This is a genomic window from Pseudomonas sp. SDO55104_S430, assembly GCF_054070595.1.
Genome location: NZ_JBSVXG010000051.1, coordinates 1 through 20,340 on the forward strand (window position 1 = coordinate 1; position 20,340 = coordinate 20,340).

A 20,340-nucleotide genomic window follows, 5' to 3' on the forward strand; every position below is an offset into this window, starting at 1 on the left:
GTTTCTTGGGGGGGGGGGGTTGGCCCGGGGGGGGGGTGGAGGGTGCGATTTGGTGTTTGCCTTGAAGGCCGCCTTCGCGGGCAAGCCCGCTCCCACAAAAGCAACAACAAAAGCACAAATAAATCGGAGGCCCACCACCATGGCCAACCTGAAAATCAAGAACCTGCAAAAAGGCTTCGAAGGCTTTTCCATCATCAAGGGCATCGACCTTGAGGTGAATGACAAGGAATTCGTGGTCTTCGTCGGCCCGTCCGGCTGCGGCAAGTCCACACTGCTGCGCCTGATCGCCGGGCTGGAAGAAGTCAGCGGCGGCACCATCGAACTCGATGGCCGCGACATCACCGAAGTCAGCCCGGCCAAGCGCGACTTGGCGATGGTGTTCCAGACCTACGCCCTGTACCCACACATGAGCGTGCGCAAGAACATGTCCTTCGCCCTCGACCTGGCCGGCGTGTCCAAGGCCGAAGTGGAAAAGAAAGTCGGTGAAGCCGCGCGCATCCTCGAACTGGGGCCGATGCTGGAACGCAAGCCCAAGCAATTGTCCGGCGGCCAGCGTCAGCGCGTGGCCATCGGCCGGGCCATCGTGCGCAACCCGAAAATCTTCCTGTTCGACGAACCGCTGTCGAACCTCGACGCCGCCCTGCGGGTACAGATGCGCCTGGAACTGCTGCGCCTGCACAAGGATCTGCAAGCGACCATGATCTACGTGACCCACGATCAGGTCGAAGCCATGACCATGGCCGACAAGGTCGTGGTGCTCAATGGCGGCAAGATCGAGCAGGTCGGCTCGCCCCTGGACCTGTATCACCACCCGGCCAACCTGTTCGTCGCGGGTTTTCTCGGCACGCCGAAAATGGGCTTCCTCAAGGGCAGAGTCAGCAGCATCGACAGCCAGGGTTGCGAAGTGACGCTGGATGCCGGCACCCGCATCAGCTTGCCGTTGAGCGGAGCCAGCCTCAGCCTCGGCGGCGCGGTGACCCTGGGGATTCGTCCGGAGCACCTGGAGCTGGCCAGAACCGGCGATTGCACCTTGCAGGTCACCGCCGACGTCAGCGAGCGTCTGGGCAGCGACACCTTCTGCCACGTACGGACCGCGTCCGGCGAGGCCCTGACCATGCGCGTGCGTGGGGATCTGGCCAGCCGTTACGGCGAAACCCTGAGCCTGCACCTGGATGCCGAGCACTGCCATTTGTTCGATGCCGACGGCGTGGCGCTTGCCCGTCCGCTGCGCGTTGCCGCCTGATTTCAGAGAACCTGTATGAAACTCAACAAACAAAACCTCAACCGCCTCGCCCCCGAGGTGGTCCTGCCCGCCTACACCCTCAGCGACACCCGTCAGGGCATTGCCCATATCGGCGTCGGCGGTTTCCATCGCGCCCATCAGGCGTACTACACCGACGCGCTGATGAATCTGGGCGAAGGCCTGGACTGGGCCATCTGCGGGGTCGGCCTGCGCGCCGAGGACCGTCGCGCCCACGACGACCTGCACGGCCAGGACTGCCTGTTCACCCTGTTCGAACTGGGGGACAACGACGACACCGAAGTGCGGGTGATCGGCTCGATTCGCGACATGCTGCTGGCCGAAGACAATGCCCAGGCGCTGATCGACAAGCTCGCTGATCCGCAGATCCGCATCGTGTCGCTGACCATTACCGAGGGCGGTTACTGCATTGACGACAGCAACGGCGAATTCATGGCCCACCTGCCGCAGATCCAGCATGACCTGGCCAATCCGCACGCACCGAAAACCGTGTTCGGCTTCCTCTGCGCCGCACTGGCCAAGCGCCGGGCCGCGGGCACGACGGCCTTCACCCTGATGTCCTGCGATAACCTGCCGCACAACGGCGCCGTCACCCGCAAGGCCCTGCTGGCTTTCGCCGCGCTGCGCGACGCCGATCTGCGTGACTGGATCGCTACCAACGTGAGCTTCCCCAACGCCATGGTCGACCGCATCACGCCGATGACCAGCACCGCACATCGCCTGCAACTGGCCGACCGCCACGGCGTGGACGACGCCTGGCCGGTGGTCTGCGAGCCGTTCGTGCAATGGGTGCTGGAAGACAAGTTCGTCAACGGCCGCCCGGCTTGGGAAAAGGTCGGCGTGCAGTTCACCGACGACGTCACGCCTTACGAAGAAATGAAGATCAAGCTGCTCAACGGCAGTCACCTGGCCCTGACTTACCTGGGGTTTCTCAAGGGTTACCGCTTCGTCCACGAAACCATGAACGATCCGCTGTTTGTGCGTTACATGCGGGCCTACATGGATCTGGACGTGACCCCGCAATTGTCGCCGGTGCCGGGGATTGATCTGACTGAATACAAGAACACCCTGGTGGAGCGTTTTTCCAACCAGGCGATTGCCGATCAGCTGGAGCGGGTGTGTTCGGACGGGTCGTCGAAGTTTCCCAAGTTCACGGTGCCGACCATCAACCGGTTGATCGCGGATGGTCGGGAGACCAGGCGTGCGGCGCTGGTGGTGGCGGCCTGGGCGTTGTATTTGAAGGGGGTGGACGAGAACGGCGACACTTACAGCATTCCCGATCCAAGGGCGACGTTCTGCCAGGCGCTGGTGGCTGATGATGCGTTGATTACCCAGCGGTTGCTGGCGGTGGAGGAGATTTTCGGCACGGCGATTCCGCGTTCGGCGGAGTTTGTGGCGGCGTTCGAGTGGTGTTGCAACAGCTTGCGGGAACATGGAGTGACGGGAACGCTGGAGCGGGTGCTGGCTTGAATGCGGTGGTGAGTCGACTACCGTCTTCGCGAGCAAGCCCGCTCCCACAGGGTTCAGTGTCTTGCACAAATCTGTATTCCAACACCAACCTCTGTGGGAGCGGGCTTGCCCGCGAAGGCGGCCTGACAGTCACCGCTTATTTTGATCCTGAACTGATATCGACCTGACGCCTCAAGGATTCCCATGTCAAACCAACAACTATTCCTCGGCATCGACTGCGGCACACAAGGCACCAAAGCCCTGATTCTCGATGCCCAAAGCGGCGAGGTCCTGGGCCTGGGCGCCGCGGCGCACACCATGATCAGCGGCGCCAATGGCCGACGCGAGCAGGACACGGCGCAGTGGCTGGACGCACTCACCCTGGCCACCCGCCGCGCCTTGCTGGCCGCCGGCGTCGACGGCAAGGACATCATCGGCGTCGGCGTCTCCGGCCAGCAACACGGTCTGGTCCTGCTCGACGATCAGGGCCAGGTCCTTCGCCCGGCCAAGCTCTGGTGCGACACCGAAACCACGGCTGAAAATGATCGCCTGCTGCAACACCTGGGCGGCGAGCAAGGTTCGCTGGAGCGCCTCGGCGTGGTCATTGCCCCCGGCTACACCGTCTCGAAACTGCTGTGGACCAGGGAACAGCACCCCGAGGTCTTCTCGCGCATCGCCCGCATCCTGCTGCCCCACGACTACCTGAACTTCTGGCTCACCGGCCGCAGTTGCAGCGAATACGGCGATGCCTCGGGCACCGGTTATTTCAACGTGCGCAGCCGTCAGTGGGACCTGCAGTTGCTGGGGCACATCGACCCAAGCGGGCGCCTGCAATCAGCATTGCCGGAGCTGATCGATGCGCAGTCCGTCGTCGGCACCGTGCTACCGGAAATCGCCGCGCATCTGGGCATCAACCCGCACGCGCTGGTGTCCAGCGGCGGCGGCGACAACATGATGGGCGCCATCGGCACCGGCAACATTCAGCCCGGGGCGATCACCATGAGCCTCGGCTCGTCCGGCACTGTCTACGCCTACGCCGATTCGCCGAAGGTCAGCGCGGACGCGGCGGTGGCGACCTTCTGCTCATCCTCCGGCGGCTGGCTGCCGCTGATCTGCACCATGAACCTGACCAACGCCACCGGTGCGATTCGCGAATTGCTCGATCTGGATCTCGAAAACTTCAACGATCTGGTGGCCCAGGCGCCAATCGGCTGCGAAGGCGTGAGCCTGTTGCCATTTCTCAACGGCGAACGCGTACCGGCCCTGCCCCAAGCCACCGGCAGCCTGCACGGCCTGACCATGAGCAACCTGACCCGGGCCAACCTGTGCCGGGCGGTGGTCGAAGGCACCACCTTCGGATTGCGCTACGGACTGGACCTGCTGCGTCACAATGGCTTACAAAGCCGCAGCATCTGCCTGATCGGCGGCGGCTCGAAAAGCCCGGTTTGGCGGCAGATCGTCGCCGACATCATGGATACGCCGGTCATCTGCACCGAACAGAGTGAAGCCGCCGCACTTGGCGCGGCGATTCAGGCAGCGTGGTGTACCTCTGGGTCAAATGGGCGGGAAGAAAGCCTGCAGGCTCTGTGCGAGCGTTGCGTCAAACTCGATGTCGCCAGCGAAACCCGGCCGATTGCCGAGAACGTGGCCGCCGCGCAACAGGCCTACGAGCGCTACCGACAGCATGTCGCAACCCTTTGAAGAGTGAATGAATATGTATCTGGTGTGTGGCGAAGCGCTGTTCGATTTTTTCAGTGACAACAACGCCAGCGGTCTGGCTTCGCAAGTGAACTTCAAGGCGATTGCCGGCGGTTCGCCGTTCAACGTTGCCGTGGGTTTGCGGCGCCTGGGCGTGGACGCGGCGCTGTTCGCCGGGTTGTCCACCGACTATCTGGGCCGGCGTCTGCTCAAGGTGTTGCACGACGAAAGCGTGCGCACCGATTACCTGCTGGATTTTGCCGCGCCGACCACCCTGGCGATGGTTGCGCTGGGCGCCAATGGCTCGCCGCAGTACAGCTTCCGTGGCGAAGGCTGCGCGGATCGGCAATTGCAGCCCGAGCACCTGCCGACCCTGGGGCCTGAGGTGCGCGGTCTGCACTTCGGCTCGTTTTCGCTGGTGGTGCAGCCGATTGCCGACACGCTTCTGGCCCTTGTGCAGCGTGAAAGCGGCCAGCGCCTGATCAGCCTCGATCCGAATGTGCGGCTCAATCCGCAACCGGACATCGAACTGTGGCGCTCGCGGATTGCCACGCTGGTCGAGCATGCGGATCTGATCAAGGTCAGCGATGAGGATTTGCATTTGCTCTATCCGGATCAAGCGCCTGCACAGGTGATCGAAGGCTGGTTGCAGCACCGCTGTCAGGTGGTATTCCTGACCCGTGGCGGCGACGGTGCGACGGTGTTCAGCCGGGTGCACGGCTCGTGGTCGGTGCCGGCGCAACCGGTGCAGATCGCCGATACCGTGGGCGCCGGTGATACCTTCCAGGCGGCCTTGATTGCCTGGCTGACCGAGCAGCAGCTGGATTCGGTGGAAGGCGTGCGCCAGCTCAGCCGCCAGCAGATCGACGACATGGCCCGATTCGCAGTCCGCGCCGCCGCGCTGACCTGCGGCAAGACCGGGCCGGATTTGCCTTATCGGCATCAGCTGTAACTTCGCTGACCTCAAGGGCCTCTTCGCGGGCAAGCCCGCTCCCACAGTGGTCGATGGTGGAACACAGATTTGTGAACGCCATCAAACCCTGTGGGAGCGAGCCTGCTCGCGATGGTCGTCAACGATAACGCTGGCAGGCAGGGCCTTGTCCGCCGGACGGTAGTGGCAAATGCGACAGGTGGCACGCCGATGGCTTAACGGATGTTTAACCGTGGCCTTAAATGATGAATGGACCGCACGCCTTCAGTGCTATCGGATGCCATCACTCTGTTGACCAGTGCGGCAAGTTCGACGCCACGTCGAACCTACTTTTGCCTGCATTGGAGATAACCTCATGAACTCACGCGCCCTGCTGCTTTGCGCCGCCCTCGCCTGCACGCCGTTTGCCGCCATGGCCCAGACCGGCGACACCAACACCTCCTCGGCCATGCCCTCTTACCACTACGGCATGCCGCTGCACGTAGGCAAGGTTATCGCCCTGTCCGAGCCCGACACGCTGGACTGCGAGGTGGTCACGGCAACCATGCAATACATCGACATCCAGACCGGCAAAACGGCAGAGCTTGCCTATAGAAAACTTTCCTACGCATGCAGTTATCAAAACTGACGGAAACGTCTGAAATAGCACCTTGCAGTATTCGAGTGAGGGTTCTGACGCTATGCTCTAGCGCCACCCTCACTGCCGCAAGGATCAGCTATGCAGTTTTCGTTCAGGACGTTGTCAACTTTTACCGCCGCACTTTGCCTGTTTCTCGCGCTTGTCTGGGGCTTCGCGCCCGACCGGATACTGGCCACCTGGGATATCGAATACTCCCTCGCTTCCGGCCTCATCTCACGACGCATGGCCGTGCTGTTCATGGTCCTCGCTCTGATGTTCTTTCTGCTGCGTAACGAAGCGCAATCCCCGACGCGGAATGCGCTGAGCAATGCCTTCATGGTTGGCTGCTGGGGGCTGGCGATACTGGGCTTCGGCGAATGGCTCAATGGCCATGCCGGACCAGGCATTCTGGTTGCGGTGGGTGTGGAACTGGCGCTGGGTCTGGCATTTTTCCAGACCCGGCGCGTGTCGGTCGAACTTGAAACCCGAACTGAAACCGCGGATTAAAGCGCTCTGCGCATCGCTGGGCTGTGTACCGGTGCAATGTATTGATGTTGAAGTTCGGTACGCAGTTCAGCAATCAGATTATTGATTTCCCGGCAGCCTGTGAGACGCTGGGCATTGATGCCGGTCCTCATTAACTCCAGCTGGTCGGTTTCTCCGTCGGCGTACACTTTCACGGTCATGGACAAGTCAGGCGACAGCGTGCATTGGCAGCGTTTCGGCAAAAAACTGCTCTCAATGATGTTGCGAAGTTCCAGGGCAGAAAGAAACATGGCGAACCTCTCCTTAATAAAACTGCCAAACAACTATCGGCACTGACTCGTTTGTCATCCCGGCCAGCTCAAGAAAGCTAGAGCATAATTCATGCCTTGAATTTCGCCGTGCAGCTCATCGGTAAATCAAGGGTTTAGCCGATCGCTTCACAAAAACCGCCATGCAAATTGCAAGAAAGGCCCCCTACGGCCCTGCAATTTGCATGCTCGTGCCTTCACGCCACGGCGCTGCTCATGGCGCGCTCGGCCACATAGCGCAGACTGTCGAAGTTGATGTTTGCCCCCGAATCGATCGCCACCAGCATCCGCCCCTTCACTCCCGTCTTCCCCACATACTTCTTGATCCCCGCCACGGCCAGCGCGCCAGAGGGCTCGGTGATCGAGCGTGTATCGTCGTAGATGTCCTTGATCGCGGTACACAACTCGTCGTTGCTGACGGTCAGCACCTCGTCCACACAAAACCTGCATACCTCGAATCCGTATTCCCCGATCTGCGCCACGGCCACGCCATCGGCGAAAGTGCCCACCGCTGGCAAGGCGACCCGCGTATCCGCCTGCAAGGCTGCCTGCAAGCAGGCGGAATGCTCCGACTCCACGCCAATGATGCGCACTTCAGGTCGCAGGTATTTGACATAGGCCGCGATCCCGGCGATCAGCCCTCCGCCGCCCACCGGCACGAAAATCGCGTCGAGCGCGCCCTGATGCTGGCGCAGAATTTCCATGGCCACGGTGCCCTGCCCGTCGATCACATCCGGATCATCGAAGGGCGACACGAAGGTCTTGCCGTTCTGCTGGGCCAGCGCGAGCGCGTGTTCCAGGGCAAATGGAAAGCTGTCACCGTGCAGCAGCGCCTCGGCGCCGCGACTGCGCACGCCGCCCACCTTCAGTTCCGGCGTGGTAGCAGGCATCACGATGGTGGCCTCAATCCCCAACTCCCGCGCCGCCAGCGCCACACCTTGAGCGTGATTGCCCGCCGAAGCGGTGATTACGCCACGGGCCTTTTGTTCTTCGCTCAGATTTACCAGCTTGTTGTAGGCACCGCGGATCTTGAAGGAAAAGGTCGGTTGCAGATCCTCGCGCTTGAGCAGGATCTGATTGCCCAACGCCAGAGACAACGCCGGCGCCGGTTGCAGCGGCGTACGCACGGCCAGTTCGTAGACGGGGGCCGCGAGGATCTTTTTGACGTAGTGTTCAAGCAGGGATTGTTGGGCAGTATTGTTCATGGCCATCTCCTTGTTGGTCAAAAACCCTGGAGACAGAAAGTGAAAACCCGCCTCGAGGGCGGGTTGGGTGCTGCAGTCGTGAGCTAGCCCGCCAAATGAGGAATGGCGGTAATAATGCTTGGCTGGCAGCGCAATACGGTGAAAGTCATGCCCGGAAGTTAGCCGGGCGCCGATTGCAAGTCAACGACCAATTTATCCAGCCCTCACTTCGCCAGGCGTTTGAGCCCCACCACCATCACCCCTGCTCCCGACATCATGGCCAGCAGAAACAGTGGATAGGACACCCACCACGGCGTACCCGCCGTCATCATGCTGAACTCCGACATCCCGCCGATACTCGCCACCAGGTTCAGCGGCAGGAACACCACGTTGATCAGCGTCAGTTTGCGCAGCAGGTTGTTCATGCTGTTGTTCATTAGGTTGCCCCGGGCTTCGATGAGCCCGGAGAACACTGTCGAGTAGATCTCCGCCTGTTTGTAGCACTGGTTGTTTTCGATGATCAGGTCGTCGATCAGGCCGATGGCATGGGCGCCGAAGCGCTCCTTTTCCGCGTGATTGCGCAGCCGGGTCAGCACCGCGCCGTTGCTGTGGATCGCGTTGATGTAATAGATCAGGCTTTCGCTGAGGTTGAACATCTGGATCAGGTGCTGGTTCTGCATCGAGGCGTTGAATTTCTGTTGCAGCTCCCGGGCGACCAGCTTGATGACCTTCAGATGCCCCAGGTAGTGATGGACGTTGTTGAGCAACAGGTCGAGCAAAACATCCAGCGGCGTCGTCAGCGGCTGATGCCTGCCCAGTCCGTTGAGCGGTGCATCGTCGGTGGCGATCACCAGCAAGCGACCCGGGCAGAACAGCAGCCCGCAGGACGACACTTCAAAGGCCAGGCTGTCGGCACCGGAGTAGTTTTCCGGGCGCTTCCAGATCAGGAACAGGTTGTCGGGGTGGAAATCGATGCGCGAGACCTCATCCGGGTCCAGCGCCGAAGCCAGCGCGTGTTCATCGAGTTTGAAGTGACTGTGCAGCAGGTCTCTTTCTCCGGCGTCGGGATTGCTGAACAGCAGCACCTCGGCGTCCAGCCGTTCGACGGCGTGCAAGGCACCATCTGCCAATTGAAAGCTCTTGATCATCGATTACTCACCAGGCCTGGCCGCGACGTTTGAGTTCCAGGCGACGCACGAATTCTTCCAGTACCAACCCATACAGGTCGTCCTGCAGGTAGGCGTCTTCGATGCCGGCATCCAGGTTCGGGTTGTCGTTGACCTCGATCACCACCACCTTGTCGCCGGACTGCTTGAGGTCGACCCCGTAGAGCCCGTCACCGATCAGGTTGGCGGTCTTCACCGCCAGTTCCACCACCGCCCGCGGTGCTTCGTGAACCGCCAGGGTGCGACATTCGCCATTGATGTCCTGGCCCTTGGCCTTGTGGTTGTAGATCTGCCAATGCCCCCGGGACATGAAGTACTGGCAGGCAAAGATCGGTTTGCGGTTGAGCACGCCGATGCGCCAGTCGTACTCGGTGTAGAAAAACTCCTGGGCCAGCAACAGCACCGAATGCTCGAACAGTTCGGCGGTAGCTTCGAGCAGCGCCTGCTGGCTTTCCACCTTGATCACGCCCCGGGAAAAACAGCCATCGGGAATCTTCAGCACCAGCGGAAACCCCAGGCGCTCGCCGACCCGCTCGAAATCCTGCGGTCGCTCCTTGTAGAGGATCTCGGTGGCCGGCATGCCCAGTTGGTGGCTCCTGAGCAGGTCGGTCAGGTAGACCTTGTTGGTGCAGCGCAGAATCGACGCCGGATCGTCCATCACCACCAGCCCTTCGCTCTCGGCTTTCTTGGCGAAACGGTAGGTGTGGTTGTCGACGCTGGTGGTCTCGCGAATCAGCAGGCCGTCGTATTCGGCAATCCGTGCGTAGTCCTTGCGCTCAATCAGTTCGACGTCGATGCCCAGCGTCCTGCCGACCCTGACGAAATTCGCCAGGGCCCTGGCGTTTGACGGCGGCAAGGCTTCCTGGGGATCGTGCAGGATTGCCAGATCGTATCGGGCCAGACGTCGCGACCTGGGTATGCGCCAGATCTTGCGGCTGAAACTGTCCAGTGAAAGGGCAAACTGGTCTTCCTGATCTTCGCGCAACTTGTGCAGGGCACCGGACTTGATGCCTTCGATGTGCCATCCGTTAGTTCGTTTGAATTCAACCAGCAATATCGGACAGGCAAATTCTTCGAATAATTGACGGGCCAAATCTTGCAACGGCTCGATATTGGTCTTGCCGAAATAAAGTGTCAGGGTAAAACCTTCAGTGTCACTGTAAGCGTGGTGGCTGAGGGTTTTTTCGTGGGTTTTATCCAGATCGTCCAGTGCCAACCCGTAAAGGGATTTTCGGGTCAGTTCGCTGATGGTTCGCACCGAGGGAATCACCTTGTGCCCCCGGGCCTCGGCCAGCAACGAGCAGTAATAGCCGTGCCCCAGATACTTGTAGCTGCGGCACAGGTTGATCACCTGAACACGCTTGCCCGGCTCGCTGTCAGCGGTCTGCTCCAGATACTCCTGGGCCGTGACGATGTCCTCGCTGGGAAAATACGATGCCCAGTCTTCCTTGCGTTCGACGATGATCATCAACTGGCTGGAAGCTTTATTCGCGTTATTCAAATAAGTTGAACCAGTGATTGCTGCCGGCAAAGTTTGCCCGGATACTTCGCGCCAATGACCCTGTACCGCTGACATAGAAATTGATCCGTTGGAGAACAAGACCTTTTCTATTAAGCACGAACTTTTTCGAAAGTCTCGTTTCGTTACGCAACTTTTACGGCGGTCATATGAGTACGTTGTTTCGTTTGGCGTTGTTGGAGGATTTGCCTGAGTTACTGCGATTGGAAGAGCAGTGTTTCAGCACGGACCGGCTGAGCCGCCGCAGTTTTCGCTGGATGATCGAAGGTGCGAATGGGCAATTGCTTGTGGCGCGCTGCGGGGAGGAGCTGGCGGGTTACGCGTTGGTGCTGTTTCATCGAAGCCGATCAGTGGCGCGGCTGTATTCGATCGCCATTGGCGAGCGGGCACGGGGGAAAGGGTTGGGCAGAGATTTGCTTGAGCGCGTGGAGGCTTGTGCCCGGGAGCGCAAATGCACTGGTTTGCGGTTGGAGGTGCGGGTCGACAATCCGGCGGCCATCGCGCTATATGAGCGTCATGGCTACCGGAAATTCGGCTCGATCCCTGCTTTTTATCAAGACAACATCGATGCATTGCGCATGAACAAATCCCTGTAGGAGCGAGCATGCTCGCGATGGTCGTTAACGATAACGCTGGGCATCTGATACCCCGCGGTGTTCATGCAACCATCGCGAGCATGCTCGCTCCTACAGGGGATCGCGGTTATTTCAGGCCGATTCTGTAAAGCCCGCCATTGTCTTCATCGGTCAGCACGTACAAGTAACCGTCGGGCCCCTGCCGCACATCGCGAATGCGCTTGTTCAGCTCGCCCAGCAACCGTTCCTCGTGAACCACCCGGTCCCCATCGAACTGAAGGCGAATCAATTCCTGGCTCACTAGCGCGCCGATAAACGCATTGTGCTGCCAGGCCTTGAAACGGTCCCCGTCATAGAACGCCATGCCGCTTACCCCCGGGGATTTTTCCCAGACATGGTGCGGGTTGACGGTACCCACGGCGGTTTTGCCCTTGGCTTCCGGAATCGGCTGGCCTGAATAGTTGATGCCGTTAGTGGCCAGCGGCCAACCGTAATTCTTGCCGCGCTCGATGATGTTGACCTCGTCGCCGCCACGGGGGCCGTGTTCGTTCTCCCAGAGCACCCCGTTCCACGGGTTGAGCGCTGCGCCTTGCGGATTGCGCACGCCGTAAGCCCAGATCTCCGGGCGCACGCCGGGCTGGCCGACGAAGGGGTTGTCGTCCGGGATCTTGCCGTCCGGATAGATACGCACGATCTTGCCTTGCAGCTTGTCCAGATCCTGGGCGGTCGGGCGGTCGTTGTTTTCCCCCAGGGTGATGAACAGATAGCCATTGCGATCGAACACCAGGCGCGAGCCGAAATGGTTGCCTACCGACAATTTCGGCTCCTGGCGGAAAATCACCGTGAAATTCTTCAGGCTCTTCAGATCGTCCGACAGCTGCCCGCGGCCGACGGCCGTGCCCGCCGTCCCACCCTCGCCGCCACCTTCGGCGTAGGACAGGTAAACGGTGCGGTCCTGCCTGAAGTCCGGCGACAGCGCCACATCCAGTAAACCGCCCTGCCCCTTGGCCCAGACCTTGGGCACGCCATCGATAGGCGCGGACAGCTTGCCATCGATGCTCACCAGCCGCAGGTTGCCCGGGCGTTCGGTGACCAGCATGCCCTTGCGATCAGGCAGAAAGGCCAGCGCCCAGGGATGTTCCAGGCCCTGGACTATGGGTGTCACTTCCAGGGTGCCCTGCTCGCTGTTCATTTCCTGGGAGGATGCCGCCAAAACGGGCAGCCCGGTGATCAATGCGCCGGCACAGAAGGTGGCCAGAAGGGTTTTACGCAACATGCACGATTCCTTATGTCATGGGAGTGGCTCAACAGCCCTGATTCTCAATTGCGGGGCGGTGGATTGGGGATGAACTTTGGAGGGCTCGCGGGAGCCGGCTGGCTTTGCGGGTAGCGGTTGCCGATGCCGCCGTTGTCCAGGGTCGGTGGACGCGGCACCGGCACGGTATTGGGCCCGCGAACCGCTGGCGCGCTGGGTTGGGTGCCCTGCATGCTGTTGGGGTTGGCCCGGCGGATCGGACTGTTGTAGGGATTGTTGTTGCCGCTGTTGGGCAGACTCTGGGCAAGCTGCAGCGTTATCGGCGGCGACAGCTCTTGCGCCAGGGTCTGCTGGCCGAGCACGCCGCTCAAGGCCAGCACAATGGCGCCGGTTACGCATCGGTTCATGGGGAGCCTCTCGACGAATGCGTGGATAAGGACTTCGATATCACGCTACGCCTGGGGTTCGGATTTGTTAAACAAAACCTGTAACACGACATTTGCAGCGGGCTGAACCTCACTGAAACTTTTGCCAAAGGCCCAGGGTCACCAGAACATCACTTTCGAGTAAGCGACCATGGCGCGGGCAATCTGGAAAGGCGCGATCAGTTTCGGGCTGGTGCATATCCCTGTCGCGCTGGTCTCGGCGACATCATCACAAGGCGTTGATTTCGACTGGCTGGACAGCCGCAGCATGGAGCCGGTGGGCTACAAGCGGGTCAACAAGGTCACTGGCAAGGAAGTCACCAAGGAGCACATCGTCAAGGGCGTCGCCTACGAAAAAGGCCGCTATGTGGTGCTCAGTGAAGAGGAAATCCGCTCGGCACACCCGATGTCGACCCAGACCATCGATATTTTTTCCTTCGTCGATAGCGAAGAGATCCCGCTGCAGAACATCGACACGCCTTATTACCTGGCGCCGGATAAACGCGGTGGCAAGGTGTATGCGCTGTTGCGAGAAACCCTGATCAAGACCAACAAGGTCGCCCTCGCCCGGGTGGTGCTGCACACCCGTCAATATCTGGCGGCGTTGATGCCGCTGGAATCGGCGCTGGTGCTGGTGAAACTGCGCTGGCCGGCAGAAGTGCGCAGCCTGGATGAACTGGCCCTGGGTCCGGACGTGACCAAGCCGACCCTGGCCAAAGGCGAACTGGACATGGCCAAGCGGCTGGTACAGGACATGAGTTCGAAGTGGTCGCCGGACGATTACCGGGACGAGTTCGAGGACAAGATCATGGCGCTGGTGGACAAGAAGGCCCACGAGGGCAAGATCGAGGATGTGGAAACCGATACCGGCGAGGAAGCGCGCAAGACGGCGGATGTGATCGATTTGACCGAGTTGCTCAAGCGCAGTCTTGGTGGCAAGGCGCCGAAAGCCAAGAAGAAAGCCTCGAAGTGAATGCGACCCCCTGTAGGAGCGAGCATGCTCGCGATGCACGCAAGAACACCGCAGGGCATCAGGCCGCCAGCGTTATCGTTGACGACCATCGCGAGCATGCTCGCTCCTACAGGGGTTGTGGTGTATTCAGATGAGGATGAAGATCGCCAGCAAACCACCAAAAATCGCCCATTTCTCCAGGTAATAGAGCTTGCGATTGCGCTTCTTCAGCTCTTTGCCCCGCAGGCGAATCTTGTAGATTTTGCCGAACAGACGGTTGATTCCGCCTGTCTTGTCTCCCGCCTCGTTCGGCGCACCGGCCGCCGACATCACGTTGCGGCTGAACCAGCCATTGAAGGCCGCCGCCCAGCGATATTTCATCGGCCGCTCGACATCGCAGAACAGGATGATGCGGTTCCTGTCGGTGGTGTTTTCCGCGTAATGAATGAAGGTCTCGTCGAACATCACCGCTTCGCCGTCGCGCCAGTGGTAGTTCTCGCCGTCGACGTTGATGTAGCAACCGGCATCGTTGGGCGTTTCCAGGCCCAGGTGATAGCGGTAAGAGCCGGCATACGGATCACGGTGGCGCACCAGTTTCGAGCCCGGTGGCAATTCTGCGAACATCGCCGCCTTGATCGAGCCGATGCTCTGCACCAGTTCAGTGGTGCGCGGGCAGAGCTTCATCGCAGACGGGTGACTGTCGCCGTACCACTTGAGGTAGAAACGCTTCCAGCCGGTCTTGAAGAACGAATTGAAGCCGACATCGTCATACTGGTTCGAACGCTTGATCTCACCGGCATGCAGCAGGTTCTGGCCTTCGGCGCGAATCTCTTCCCAGTGTTTCTGCAACGGACTCAGGTCAGGGAAATCCGCCGGATCGAGGTAAGGCTTGTTGGGGATTTTCGAGAACAGATAGAGGAAGCAGTTGATCGGCGCCAGAAACGTCGAGTGGTCGCTCAGTTGGCGGCCCAGTTTGTGGCGCACGCGACCGCGCAAGTGCACGTAAGCAATGGAAACAACATAGATAGCGGCAATGATGAGTTTCACGGAAATCGTCACATGTCAGAAGTGAACAAACTGCGCCCCTGCGTGCGGCCAAGGGGCTTGTGCAGCGTCTGCAATCGAGCCTGGTCGGCCTTCCCTGAGCCTTGCCAAATCACCGTATTTGGTAATGGATGGCATTTTAGCCACAGTTTGTAACCAATAGTTAACCTATAACAACCAAAATCTGTACGTCAGTACCGCTTGGCGTCGCGGCGACCTCATTGCCCTATCGTTTAAAGTGCCAGACCAGTACAATCGCCGCCAAACTTTGCGCCCTCCTTGGTTGCTGACGGGAAATGTCCCGGCTTCAGCGCACTTCGACTCGGGCCAAGCGCGGTACTCCGCACCCTGGCTACTCTGAATGCTTCGCAGGAAAAACCTTTGATCTCTACAGCTAACATCACCATGCAGTTCGGCGCCAAGCCGCTGTTCGAAAACGTTTCGGTCAAGTTCAACAACGGCAACCGTTACGGTCTGATCGGCGCCAATGGTTGCGGCAAGTCGACCTTCATGAAAATCCTCGGCGGCGACCTCGAGCCATCCGGCGGCCAGGTCATGCTCGAGCCGAACGTGCGTCTGGGTAAATTGCGCCAGGACCAGTTCGCCTACGAAGAATTTACCGTCATCGACACCGTGATCATGGGTCACGAGGAACTGTGGAAGGTCAAGGCCGAGCGCGACCGCATCTACTCGCTGCCGGAAATGAGCGAAGAAGACGGCATGGCCGTGGCGGAACTGGAAACCGAATTCGCCGAAATGGATGGCTACACCGCCGAATCCCGTGCCGGTGAACTGCTGCTGGGCCTGGGTATTCCGCTGGAACAGCACTTCGGTCCGATGACTGAAGTCGCGCCGGGCTGGAAACTGCGGGTCCTGCTGGCCCAGGCGCTGTTCTCCAATCCTGAAGTGCTGTTGCTCGACGAACCGACTAACCACCTGGACATCAACACCATTCGCTGGCTGGAAACCATTCTCACGGCGCGTAACAGCACCATGATTATCATTTCCCACGACCGTCACTTCCTCAACAGCGTCTGCACTCACATGGCCGACCTGGACTACGGTGAGCTGCGCCTGTTCCCGGGCAACTACGATGAGTACATGACCGCGGCGACCCAGTCCCGCGAGCAACTGCTGTCGGACAACGCCAAGAAGAAAGCCCAGATCGCGGAGCTTCAGACCTTCGTCAGCCGCTTCTCGGCCAACGCCTCGAAAGCCAAGCAGGCCACTTCCCGCGCCAAGCAGATCGACAAGATCCAGCTGGCCGAGGTCAAGCCATCGAGCCGTGTCAGCCCGTTCATCCGTTTCGAACAGACCAAGAAGCTGCACCGTCAGGCCGTGACCCTGGAGAAAATGTCCAAGGGCTTCGAAGGCAAGACCCTGTTCAAGAACTTCAGCTTCACCGTCGAAGCCGGGGAGCGCGTGGCGATCATCGGCCCGAACGGCATCGGCAAGACCACCCTGCTGCGCACCCTGATGGGTGAGCTGACCCCGGATGCCGGCTCGGTGAAGTGGACCGAAAGCGCAGAGCTGGGCTACTACGCCCAGGACCACGCTCACGACTTCGAAGACGACGTCACCCTGTTCGACTGGATGGGCCAGTGGACCCAGGGCGAGCAGATGATTCGCGGCACCTTGGGCCGGATGCTGTTCTCCAACGACGAGATCCTCAAGTCGGTCAAGGTGATTTCCGGTGGTGAGCAAGGCCGCATGCTGTTCGGCAAGCTGATCCTGCAAAAACCGAACGTCCTGGTGATGGACGAACCGACCAACCACCTGGACATGGAATCGATCGAAGCGCTGAACCTGGCGCTGGAGAACTACCCGGGCACGCTGATCTTCGTCAGCCACGACCGCGAGTTCGTATCGTCCCTGGCCACCCGCATCATCGAGCTGAGCCCGAATGGGGTGACTGACTTCAGCGGCACTTACGATGATTACCTGCGTAGCCAGGGTGTAGTGTTCTAAATACACCTCAAGCCAACCTCTGTGGGAGCGAGCCTGCTCGCGATGGACGACAACGATAACGCGCACCTCCTGGGTAAATGCGTAATCAGGACGTTTATCGCGAGCAGGCTCGCTCCCACAGTTGGTCGCAGCAACGCTTTGAATCGCAGGAAATATCGTTAGCCTGCTTTCATTTCTTCCTCCCCCGCGCCATCATGCAGCTCTACCACCGCCGCCCGCGAACGAGTCCTCATGTCTGCGCAGCAACACCCACCGCAAAGCTCCATGGCGATCACCCTGCAGATCGTCTCCATCGTCTTCTACACCTTCATCGCCTTCCTCTGCATCGGCCTGCCGATCGCGGTATTGCCCGGCTATGTGCACGAGCAACTCGGGTTCAGCGCGGTCATCGCCGGGTTCACCATCGGTTCGCAATACCTGGCCACCCTGCTCAGCCGGCCCATGGCCGGGCGCATGTCCGACACCGTGGGCACCAAGCGCGCGATCATCTACGGCTTGTCGGGCATCGTCCTCAGTGGCGTGCTGACGTTGTTGTCGACGCTGTTGCAGAGTCTGCCGTTGCTCAGCCTGCTGATATTGATCGCGGGGCGCGTGCTGTTGGGGATCGCCCAGGGCCTGATCGGCGTTGGCACCATCAGTTGGTGCATGGGCCAGGTGGGGGCCGAGCACACGGCGCGGTCGATTTCCTGGAACGGCATCGCTTCCTATGGCGCAATTGCCATTGGTGCGCCACTTGGAGTGGTGATGGTGGCGCAGCTGGGGTTCGCCAGCCTGGGCGTTGCGCTGTCGCTGCTGGCCGCAATGGCCTTGCTGCTGATTCGCAACAAGCCCTCGGTGCCGGTGGTGCGCGGTGAACGCCTGCCGTTCTGGGCGGTGTTCGGGCGTATTGCGCCGTTTGGTGCCAGCCTGAGCCTGGCCTCAATCGGCTACGGAACCCTGACCACCTTTATCACCCTGTATTACCTCAATCGCGGCTGGACCGGCGCTGCCTACTGCCTGACGGTTTTCGGCGTGTGCTTCATTCTGGCGCGGTTGCTGTTTATCTCCAGCATCAGTCGTTTCGGCGGGTTCAGCTCGGCTATCGCCTGTATGACCATCGAGACTCTGGGTCTGGCACTGCTCTGGCTCGCGCCCTCGACAGGCTACGCCTTGATTGGCGCAGGGCTCACCGGATTTGGTCTGTCGCTGGTGTATCCGGCGCTTGGCGTGGAGGCAATCAAGCAGGTGCCCAACTCCAGCCGTGGCGCGGGTTTGAGTGCCTATGCGGTGTTTTTCGATCTGGCGCTGGCGATTGCCGGGCCGTTGATGGGGGCGGTGGCGCTGAATCTGGGGTATTCGTGGATTTTCTTTATTGCGGCGTTGTTGTCGATCGGGGCGCTTGGGTTGACGTTGCTGCTCAAGCATCGGGCCAGCGTCTGAACCTCATATAGCCCTGTGGGAGCGAGCCTGCTCGCGATAATCGCCAACGAAAACGCGTGCGGACTGACTGAACGCGGGGCCTTGGATATCTATCGCGAGCAGGCTCGCTCCCACAGTTGATTGCGTTTCAAGCAGGCAGCTTATTGATCTGCAGTTTGCATTCCAGCCCGGGTTGATCTGCCCAGAGTACGCGAGAAGAAGCGCCCGGCTTCGGTAATCAGGTTACGGTGAATGTCCTCGCGGTCGACCCCATCGGCATCAGTGCATAGCGCTGGCATGATCACAATCTGCTCATCGTTACACGGTGCCATGAATACGAAATGCCCTGCCCCGGCCAGCAACTTGAAGTCCGGTGCCACCGGCAGCTTGCGCGCCAGCGCCGCGGCGTTTCTGTCCAAGGCCACCAGTTTGTCGCCATCGCCGCTGTACAGCAGCACCGGCACATGCACGTCGGCCAGGGTATGGCGACCGAACTTCAAGCTCAGCGGTGCCATCAGCAACAGCGCATGGACCCGCGGGTCGGCCACCGGCTGCAGGTCGTCACGGTCGACGATCAGTTCACCCTGGGTATTGCAGGCATCGCGGTCGTCCGGACGCTCCTGACAGTAACGACGCAGGCGGTCCAGGTCCGGCGTGGCGCCGGAGAGTATCAACGCCGTCTCGCCCCCGGCCGAGTAACCGATGACCCCAACCTGCTCGGCATTGACGAATGGCGCGAGCATACGGTCGCCCAGAGTCGCGGTGATGGCTTCGGAAATCTGGATCGGCCGGCCGTAAAGATTGCTCAAGGTGCCCAGGCGGCTGTGGTCCTTGGAGTTGTCCCCCGGATGAATCACCGCCACCACGACGAAGCCTTTGCGCGCCAAAGACGTCGCCAAGTCATGCAGGGCCAATGGGGTTCCGGTATTGCCGTGGGACAGCATCAGCATGGGGAAGCGGCCCATGGCCACCTTGGTGTCTTCACCGGCCTCGACGTTGTAGCCCTCGAGCTTGCTGGTGTGCTCTTTTTCGCTGGAAGGATAGAACGCGATGGCGCGCATCGGCTGCAGATCGAGCGGGTCGAGAAAGCTCAGCTCGTGATAGCCGACGCTCCAATGAGGATGGGGCGCAGGGGCGGCGTGCACTGAATTCAGGCTGCTGAACAGGCAAATCAGTAAAGTCGCACAAAGACGCATCATGGGATGCCTCACCTGTTACCGGATCGAAGACGTATCCCCTCGACTGCATAACCCGGGCCACTGTTTCAGCAAATGTGTAATGGCTAGAAACAAAAAACTCTGTATCTGGCACTTGCGTGATCAGAATACAGAGTTTTTTGGTGGTTTGCCTGTGCCGTTTCACGGCTTTACGCAAGCCTTACGCGGCGGCGAACAGTTGCTCGCTGATTTGCGTGTGAGCGGCGCTCATTGCGTTGTTGCGAACTTCATCACCGTAGGCCAGGCCTTCAGCGCGGACGAACTCGATGTCGGTGATACCCAGGAAGCCGAACATCACTTTCAGGTACTCCTCGTGGGCAACACCGCTCGCCTGGCCGGCGTGAATGCCGCCGGAAGTCGAAACGATCACCAGCTTCTTGCCACCGCACAGGCCTTCAGGGCCGGCTTCGGTGTAGCGGAAGGTCTGACCGGCAACGGCGATGCGGTCGATCCAGGCTTTCAATTGAGTCGGGATGGTGAAGTTGTACATCGGTGCTGCAATCACCACGGCATCGGCAGCGATGAACTCAGCCAGGGTTTGGGCGCTCAGCTCGGCTTCGTGCTGTTGTGCGGCGTTGCGCAGTTCAGCGGTGGTGCCGGCAGCGACCAGAGTGGTCGAGGAGAAGTGGCTGATGGCATCGGCGGCCAGGTCGCGGTAAGTCACCACGGCGCTTGGTTCGGCGGCTTGCCAGGCTTTGACCACTTCACCGCTCAACTGACGGGAAGCCGAGTTGTCGCCAAGAATGCTCGAATCGATATGCAGCAGTTTCATGTGGGATCTCCAGGTGAGGATCGCCGCTGGCGATCTGATGGAAACAATCCTACAGAGCAAACCAATAACTGATTAGACTGCGACAATGCGATAGTTTGTCCCATTGATAGAAC

The 20,340-nt window shown here is 60.2% G+C and carries 18 protein-coding genes and 1 pseudogene; 10 read left to right on the top strand and 9 right to left on the bottom strand.

Features of this window, described 5'->3' with window-relative positions; translation table 11 throughout:
* The first annotated feature begins 139 nt into the window (after window positions 1–139).
* The 6 genes from ACW9JE_RS11820 to ACW9JE_RS11845 all read left to right on the top strand — a co-directional run bounded on the left by ACW9JE_RS11820 (window position 140) and on the right by ACW9JE_RS11845 (window position 6,465).
* The gene (locus ACW9JE_RS11820; RefSeq protein ID WP_457432852.1) at window positions 140–1,243 is read left to right on the top strand and encodes an ABC transporter ATP-binding protein; all 1,104 of its coding nucleotides are present in this window, start codon (window positions 140–142) and stop codon (window positions 1,241–1,243) included.
* Window positions 1,244–1,258: 15 nt separating this feature from the next.
* The gene (locus tag ACW9JE_RS11825) at window positions 1,259–2,731 is read left to right on the top strand and encodes a mannitol dehydrogenase family protein (protein WP_457432853.1); all 1,473 of its coding nucleotides are present in this window, start codon (window positions 1,259–1,261) and stop codon (window positions 2,729–2,731) included.
* A 183-nt stretch (window positions 2,732–2,914) separates the two neighbouring features.
* Window positions 2,915–4,411 (top strand): xylulokinase, encoded by a 1,497-nt coding sequence (xylB, locus tag ACW9JE_RS11830; RefSeq protein WP_457432854.1) that lies wholly within the window; start codon window positions 2,915–2,917, stop codon window positions 4,409–4,411.
* 13 nt (window positions 4,412–4,424) lie between these two features.
* Entirely contained in the window at window positions 4,425–5,360 is a 936-nt protein-coding gene (locus ACW9JE_RS11835; RefSeq protein WP_457432871.1) for a carbohydrate kinase family protein, read from the top strand.
* Window positions 5,361–5,694: 334 nt separating this feature from the next.
* Window positions 5,695–5,967 (top strand): DUF2790 domain-containing protein, encoded by a 273-nt coding sequence (locus tag ACW9JE_RS11840; protein WP_457432855.1) that lies wholly within the window; start codon window positions 5,695–5,697, stop codon window positions 5,965–5,967.
* Window positions 5,968–6,057: 90 nt separating this feature from the next.
* A complete protein-coding gene (locus tag ACW9JE_RS11845; protein ID WP_457432856.1) occupies window positions 6,058–6,465 on the top strand; it encodes a hypothetical protein in 408 nt (135 codons plus the stop codon).
* Here ACW9JE_RS11845 and ACW9JE_RS11850 read toward each other — a convergent pair.
* The 4 genes from ACW9JE_RS11850 to ACW9JE_RS11865 form a co-directional block, all read right to left on the bottom strand.
* A complete protein-coding gene (locus ACW9JE_RS11850; protein ID WP_457432857.1) occupies window positions 6,462–6,734 on the bottom strand; it encodes a DUF1652 domain-containing protein in 273 nt (90 codons plus the stop codon). The genes ACW9JE_RS11845 and ACW9JE_RS11850 overlap by 4 nt on opposite strands.
* A 215-nt stretch (window positions 6,735–6,949) precedes the next feature.
* The gene (gene ilvA, locus ACW9JE_RS11855; RefSeq protein ID WP_457432858.1) at window positions 6,950–7,957 is read right to left on the bottom strand and encodes a threonine ammonia-lyase, biosynthetic; all 1,008 of its coding nucleotides are present in this window, start codon (window positions 7,955–7,957) and stop codon (window positions 6,950–6,952) included.
* 203 nt (window positions 7,958–8,160) lie between these two features.
* Window positions 8,161–9,084 carry a magnesium transporter CorA family protein gene (locus ACW9JE_RS11860; RefSeq protein WP_457432859.1) on the bottom strand — a complete coding sequence of 308 codons (924 nt, stop codon included), beginning with the start codon at window positions 9,082–9,084 and terminating at the stop codon, window positions 8,161–8,163.
* 7 nt (window positions 9,085–9,091) lie between these two features.
* Window positions 9,092–10,570, bottom strand: a complete 1,479-nt coding sequence (locus ACW9JE_RS11865) for a RimK family protein (RefSeq protein ID WP_457432872.1) — start codon at window positions 10,568–10,570, stop codon at window positions 9,092–9,094.
* A gap of 200 nt (window positions 10,571–10,770) precedes the next feature.
* Here ACW9JE_RS11865 and ACW9JE_RS11870 point away from each other — a divergent pair.
* A pseudogene (locus tag ACW9JE_RS11870) lies at window positions 10,771–11,214 on the top strand (GNAT family N-acetyltransferase); the annotation flags it as partial.
* 109 nt (window positions 11,215–11,323) lie between these two features.
* On the opposite strand, the gene ACW9JE_RS11875 reads toward ACW9JE_RS11870, so the two are convergent.
* Window positions 11,324–12,472, bottom strand: a complete 1,149-nt coding sequence (locus ACW9JE_RS11875) for a PQQ-dependent sugar dehydrogenase (RefSeq protein WP_457432860.1) — start codon at window positions 12,470–12,472, stop codon at window positions 11,324–11,326.
* A gap of 44 nt (window positions 12,473–12,516) precedes the next feature.
* Window positions 12,517–12,858: a hypothetical protein gene (locus tag ACW9JE_RS11880; protein ID WP_224537350.1), complete on the bottom strand. Its 342-nt coding sequence runs from the start codon at window positions 12,856–12,858 to the stop codon at window positions 12,517–12,519.
* A 169-nt stretch (window positions 12,859–13,027) separates the two neighbouring features.
* On the opposite strand from ACW9JE_RS11880, the gene ku reads away from it, so the two are divergent.
* The gene (ku, locus tag ACW9JE_RS11885; RefSeq protein ID WP_457432862.1) at window positions 13,028–13,849 is read left to right on the top strand and encodes a non-homologous end joining protein Ku; all 822 of its coding nucleotides are present in this window, start codon (window positions 13,028–13,030) and stop codon (window positions 13,847–13,849) included.
* A gap of 126 nt (window positions 13,850–13,975) precedes the next feature.
* On the opposite strand, the gene lpxO is transcribed toward ku, so the two are convergent.
* Entirely contained in the window at window positions 13,976–14,875 is a 900-nt protein-coding gene (gene lpxO, locus ACW9JE_RS11890; RefSeq protein ID WP_224537354.1) for a lipid A hydroxylase LpxO, read from the bottom strand.
* A 378-nt stretch (window positions 14,876–15,253) separates the two neighbouring features.
* Here lpxO and ACW9JE_RS11895 point away from each other — a divergent pair, with 378 nt between their 5' ends.
* Together ACW9JE_RS11895 and ACW9JE_RS11900 are read left to right on the top strand one after the other, a co-directional pair.
* Window positions 15,254–16,840: an ABC-F family ATPase gene (locus ACW9JE_RS11895; protein ID WP_224537356.1), complete on the top strand. Its 1,587-nt coding sequence runs from the start codon at window positions 15,254–15,256 to the stop codon at window positions 16,838–16,840.
* Window positions 16,841–17,071: 231 nt separating this feature from the next.
* A complete protein-coding gene (locus ACW9JE_RS11900) occupies window positions 17,072–18,259 on the top strand; it encodes an MFS transporter (RefSeq protein ID WP_224537357.1) in 1,188 nt (395 codons plus the stop codon).
* A gap of 140 nt (window positions 18,260–18,399) precedes the next feature.
* Here ACW9JE_RS11900 and ACW9JE_RS11905 read toward each other — a convergent pair whose 3' ends face one another.
* Window positions 18,400–19,437 carry an alpha/beta hydrolase family protein gene (locus ACW9JE_RS11905; protein ID WP_457432864.1) on the bottom strand — a complete coding sequence of 346 codons (1,038 nt, stop codon included), beginning with the start codon at window positions 19,435–19,437 and terminating at the stop codon, window positions 18,400–18,402.
* Window positions 19,438–19,615: 178 nt separating this feature from the next.
* Window positions 19,616–20,227, bottom strand: a complete 612-nt coding sequence (locus tag ACW9JE_RS11910) for an FMN-dependent NADH-azoreductase (RefSeq protein WP_457432865.1) — start codon at window positions 20,225–20,227, stop codon at window positions 19,616–19,618.
* Between the last annotated feature and the right edge of the window lie 113 nt (window positions 20,228–20,340).

What these genes read in the sequence shown, in the direction of transcription:
- ACW9JE_RS11820 (WP_457432852.1), top strand. Translation starts at nt 140, where the DNA reads ATGGCCAACCTGAAAATCAAGAACCTGCAAAAAGGCTTCGAAGGCTTT.
- ACW9JE_RS11825 (WP_457432853.1), top strand. Translation starts at nt 1,259, where the DNA reads ATGAAACTCAACAAACAAAACCTCAACCGCCTCGCCCCCGAGGTGGTC.
- xylB (WP_457432854.1), top strand. Translation starts at nt 2,915, where the DNA reads ATGTCAAACCAACAACTATTCCTCGGCATCGACTGCGGCACACAAGGC.
- ACW9JE_RS11835 (WP_457432871.1), top strand. Translation starts at nt 4,425, where the DNA reads ATGTATCTGGTGTGTGGCGAAGCGCTGTTCGATTTTTTCAGTGACAAC.
- ACW9JE_RS11840 (WP_457432855.1), top strand. Translation starts at nt 5,695, where the DNA reads ATGAACTCACGCGCCCTGCTGCTTTGCGCCGCCCTCGCCTGCACGCCG.
- ACW9JE_RS11845 (WP_457432856.1), top strand. Translation starts at nt 6,058, where the DNA reads ATGCAGTTTTCGTTCAGGACGTTGTCAACTTTTACCGCCGCACTTTGC.
- ACW9JE_RS11850 (WP_457432857.1), bottom strand. Translation starts at nt 6,734, where the DNA reads ATGTTTCTTTCTGCCCTGGAACTTCGCAACATCATTGAGAGCAGTTTT.
- ilvA (WP_457432858.1), bottom strand. Translation starts at nt 7,957, where the DNA reads ATGAACAATACTGCCCAACAATCCCTGCTTGAACACTACGTCAAAAAG.
- ACW9JE_RS11860 (WP_457432859.1), bottom strand. Translation starts at nt 9,084, where the DNA reads ATGATCAAGAGCTTTCAATTGGCAGATGGTGCCTTGCACGCCGTCGAA.
- ACW9JE_RS11865 (WP_457432872.1), bottom strand. Translation starts at nt 10,570, where the DNA reads ATGATCATCGTCGAACGCAAGGAAGACTGGGCATCGTATTTTCCCAGC.
- ACW9JE_RS11875 (WP_457432860.1), bottom strand. Translation starts at nt 12,472, where the DNA reads ATGTTGCGTAAAACCCTTCTGGCCACCTTCTGTGCCGGCGCATTGATC.
- ACW9JE_RS11880 (WP_224537350.1), bottom strand. Translation starts at nt 12,858, where the DNA reads ATGAACCGATGCGTAACCGGCGCCATTGTGCTGGCCTTGAGCGGCGTG.
- ku (WP_457432862.1), top strand. Translation starts at nt 13,028, where the DNA reads ATGGCGCGGGCAATCTGGAAAGGCGCGATCAGTTTCGGGCTGGTGCAT.
- ACW9JE_RS11900 (WP_224537357.1), top strand. Translation starts at nt 17,072, where the DNA reads ATGTCTGCGCAGCAACACCCACCGCAAAGCTCCATGGCGATCACCCTG.
- ACW9JE_RS11905 (WP_457432864.1), bottom strand. Translation starts at nt 19,437, where the DNA reads ATGATGCGTCTTTGTGCGACTTTACTGATTTGCCTGTTCAGCAGCCTG.
- ACW9JE_RS11910 (WP_457432865.1), bottom strand. Translation starts at nt 20,227, where the DNA reads ATGAAACTGCTGCATATCGATTCGAGCATTCTTGGCGACAACTCGGCT.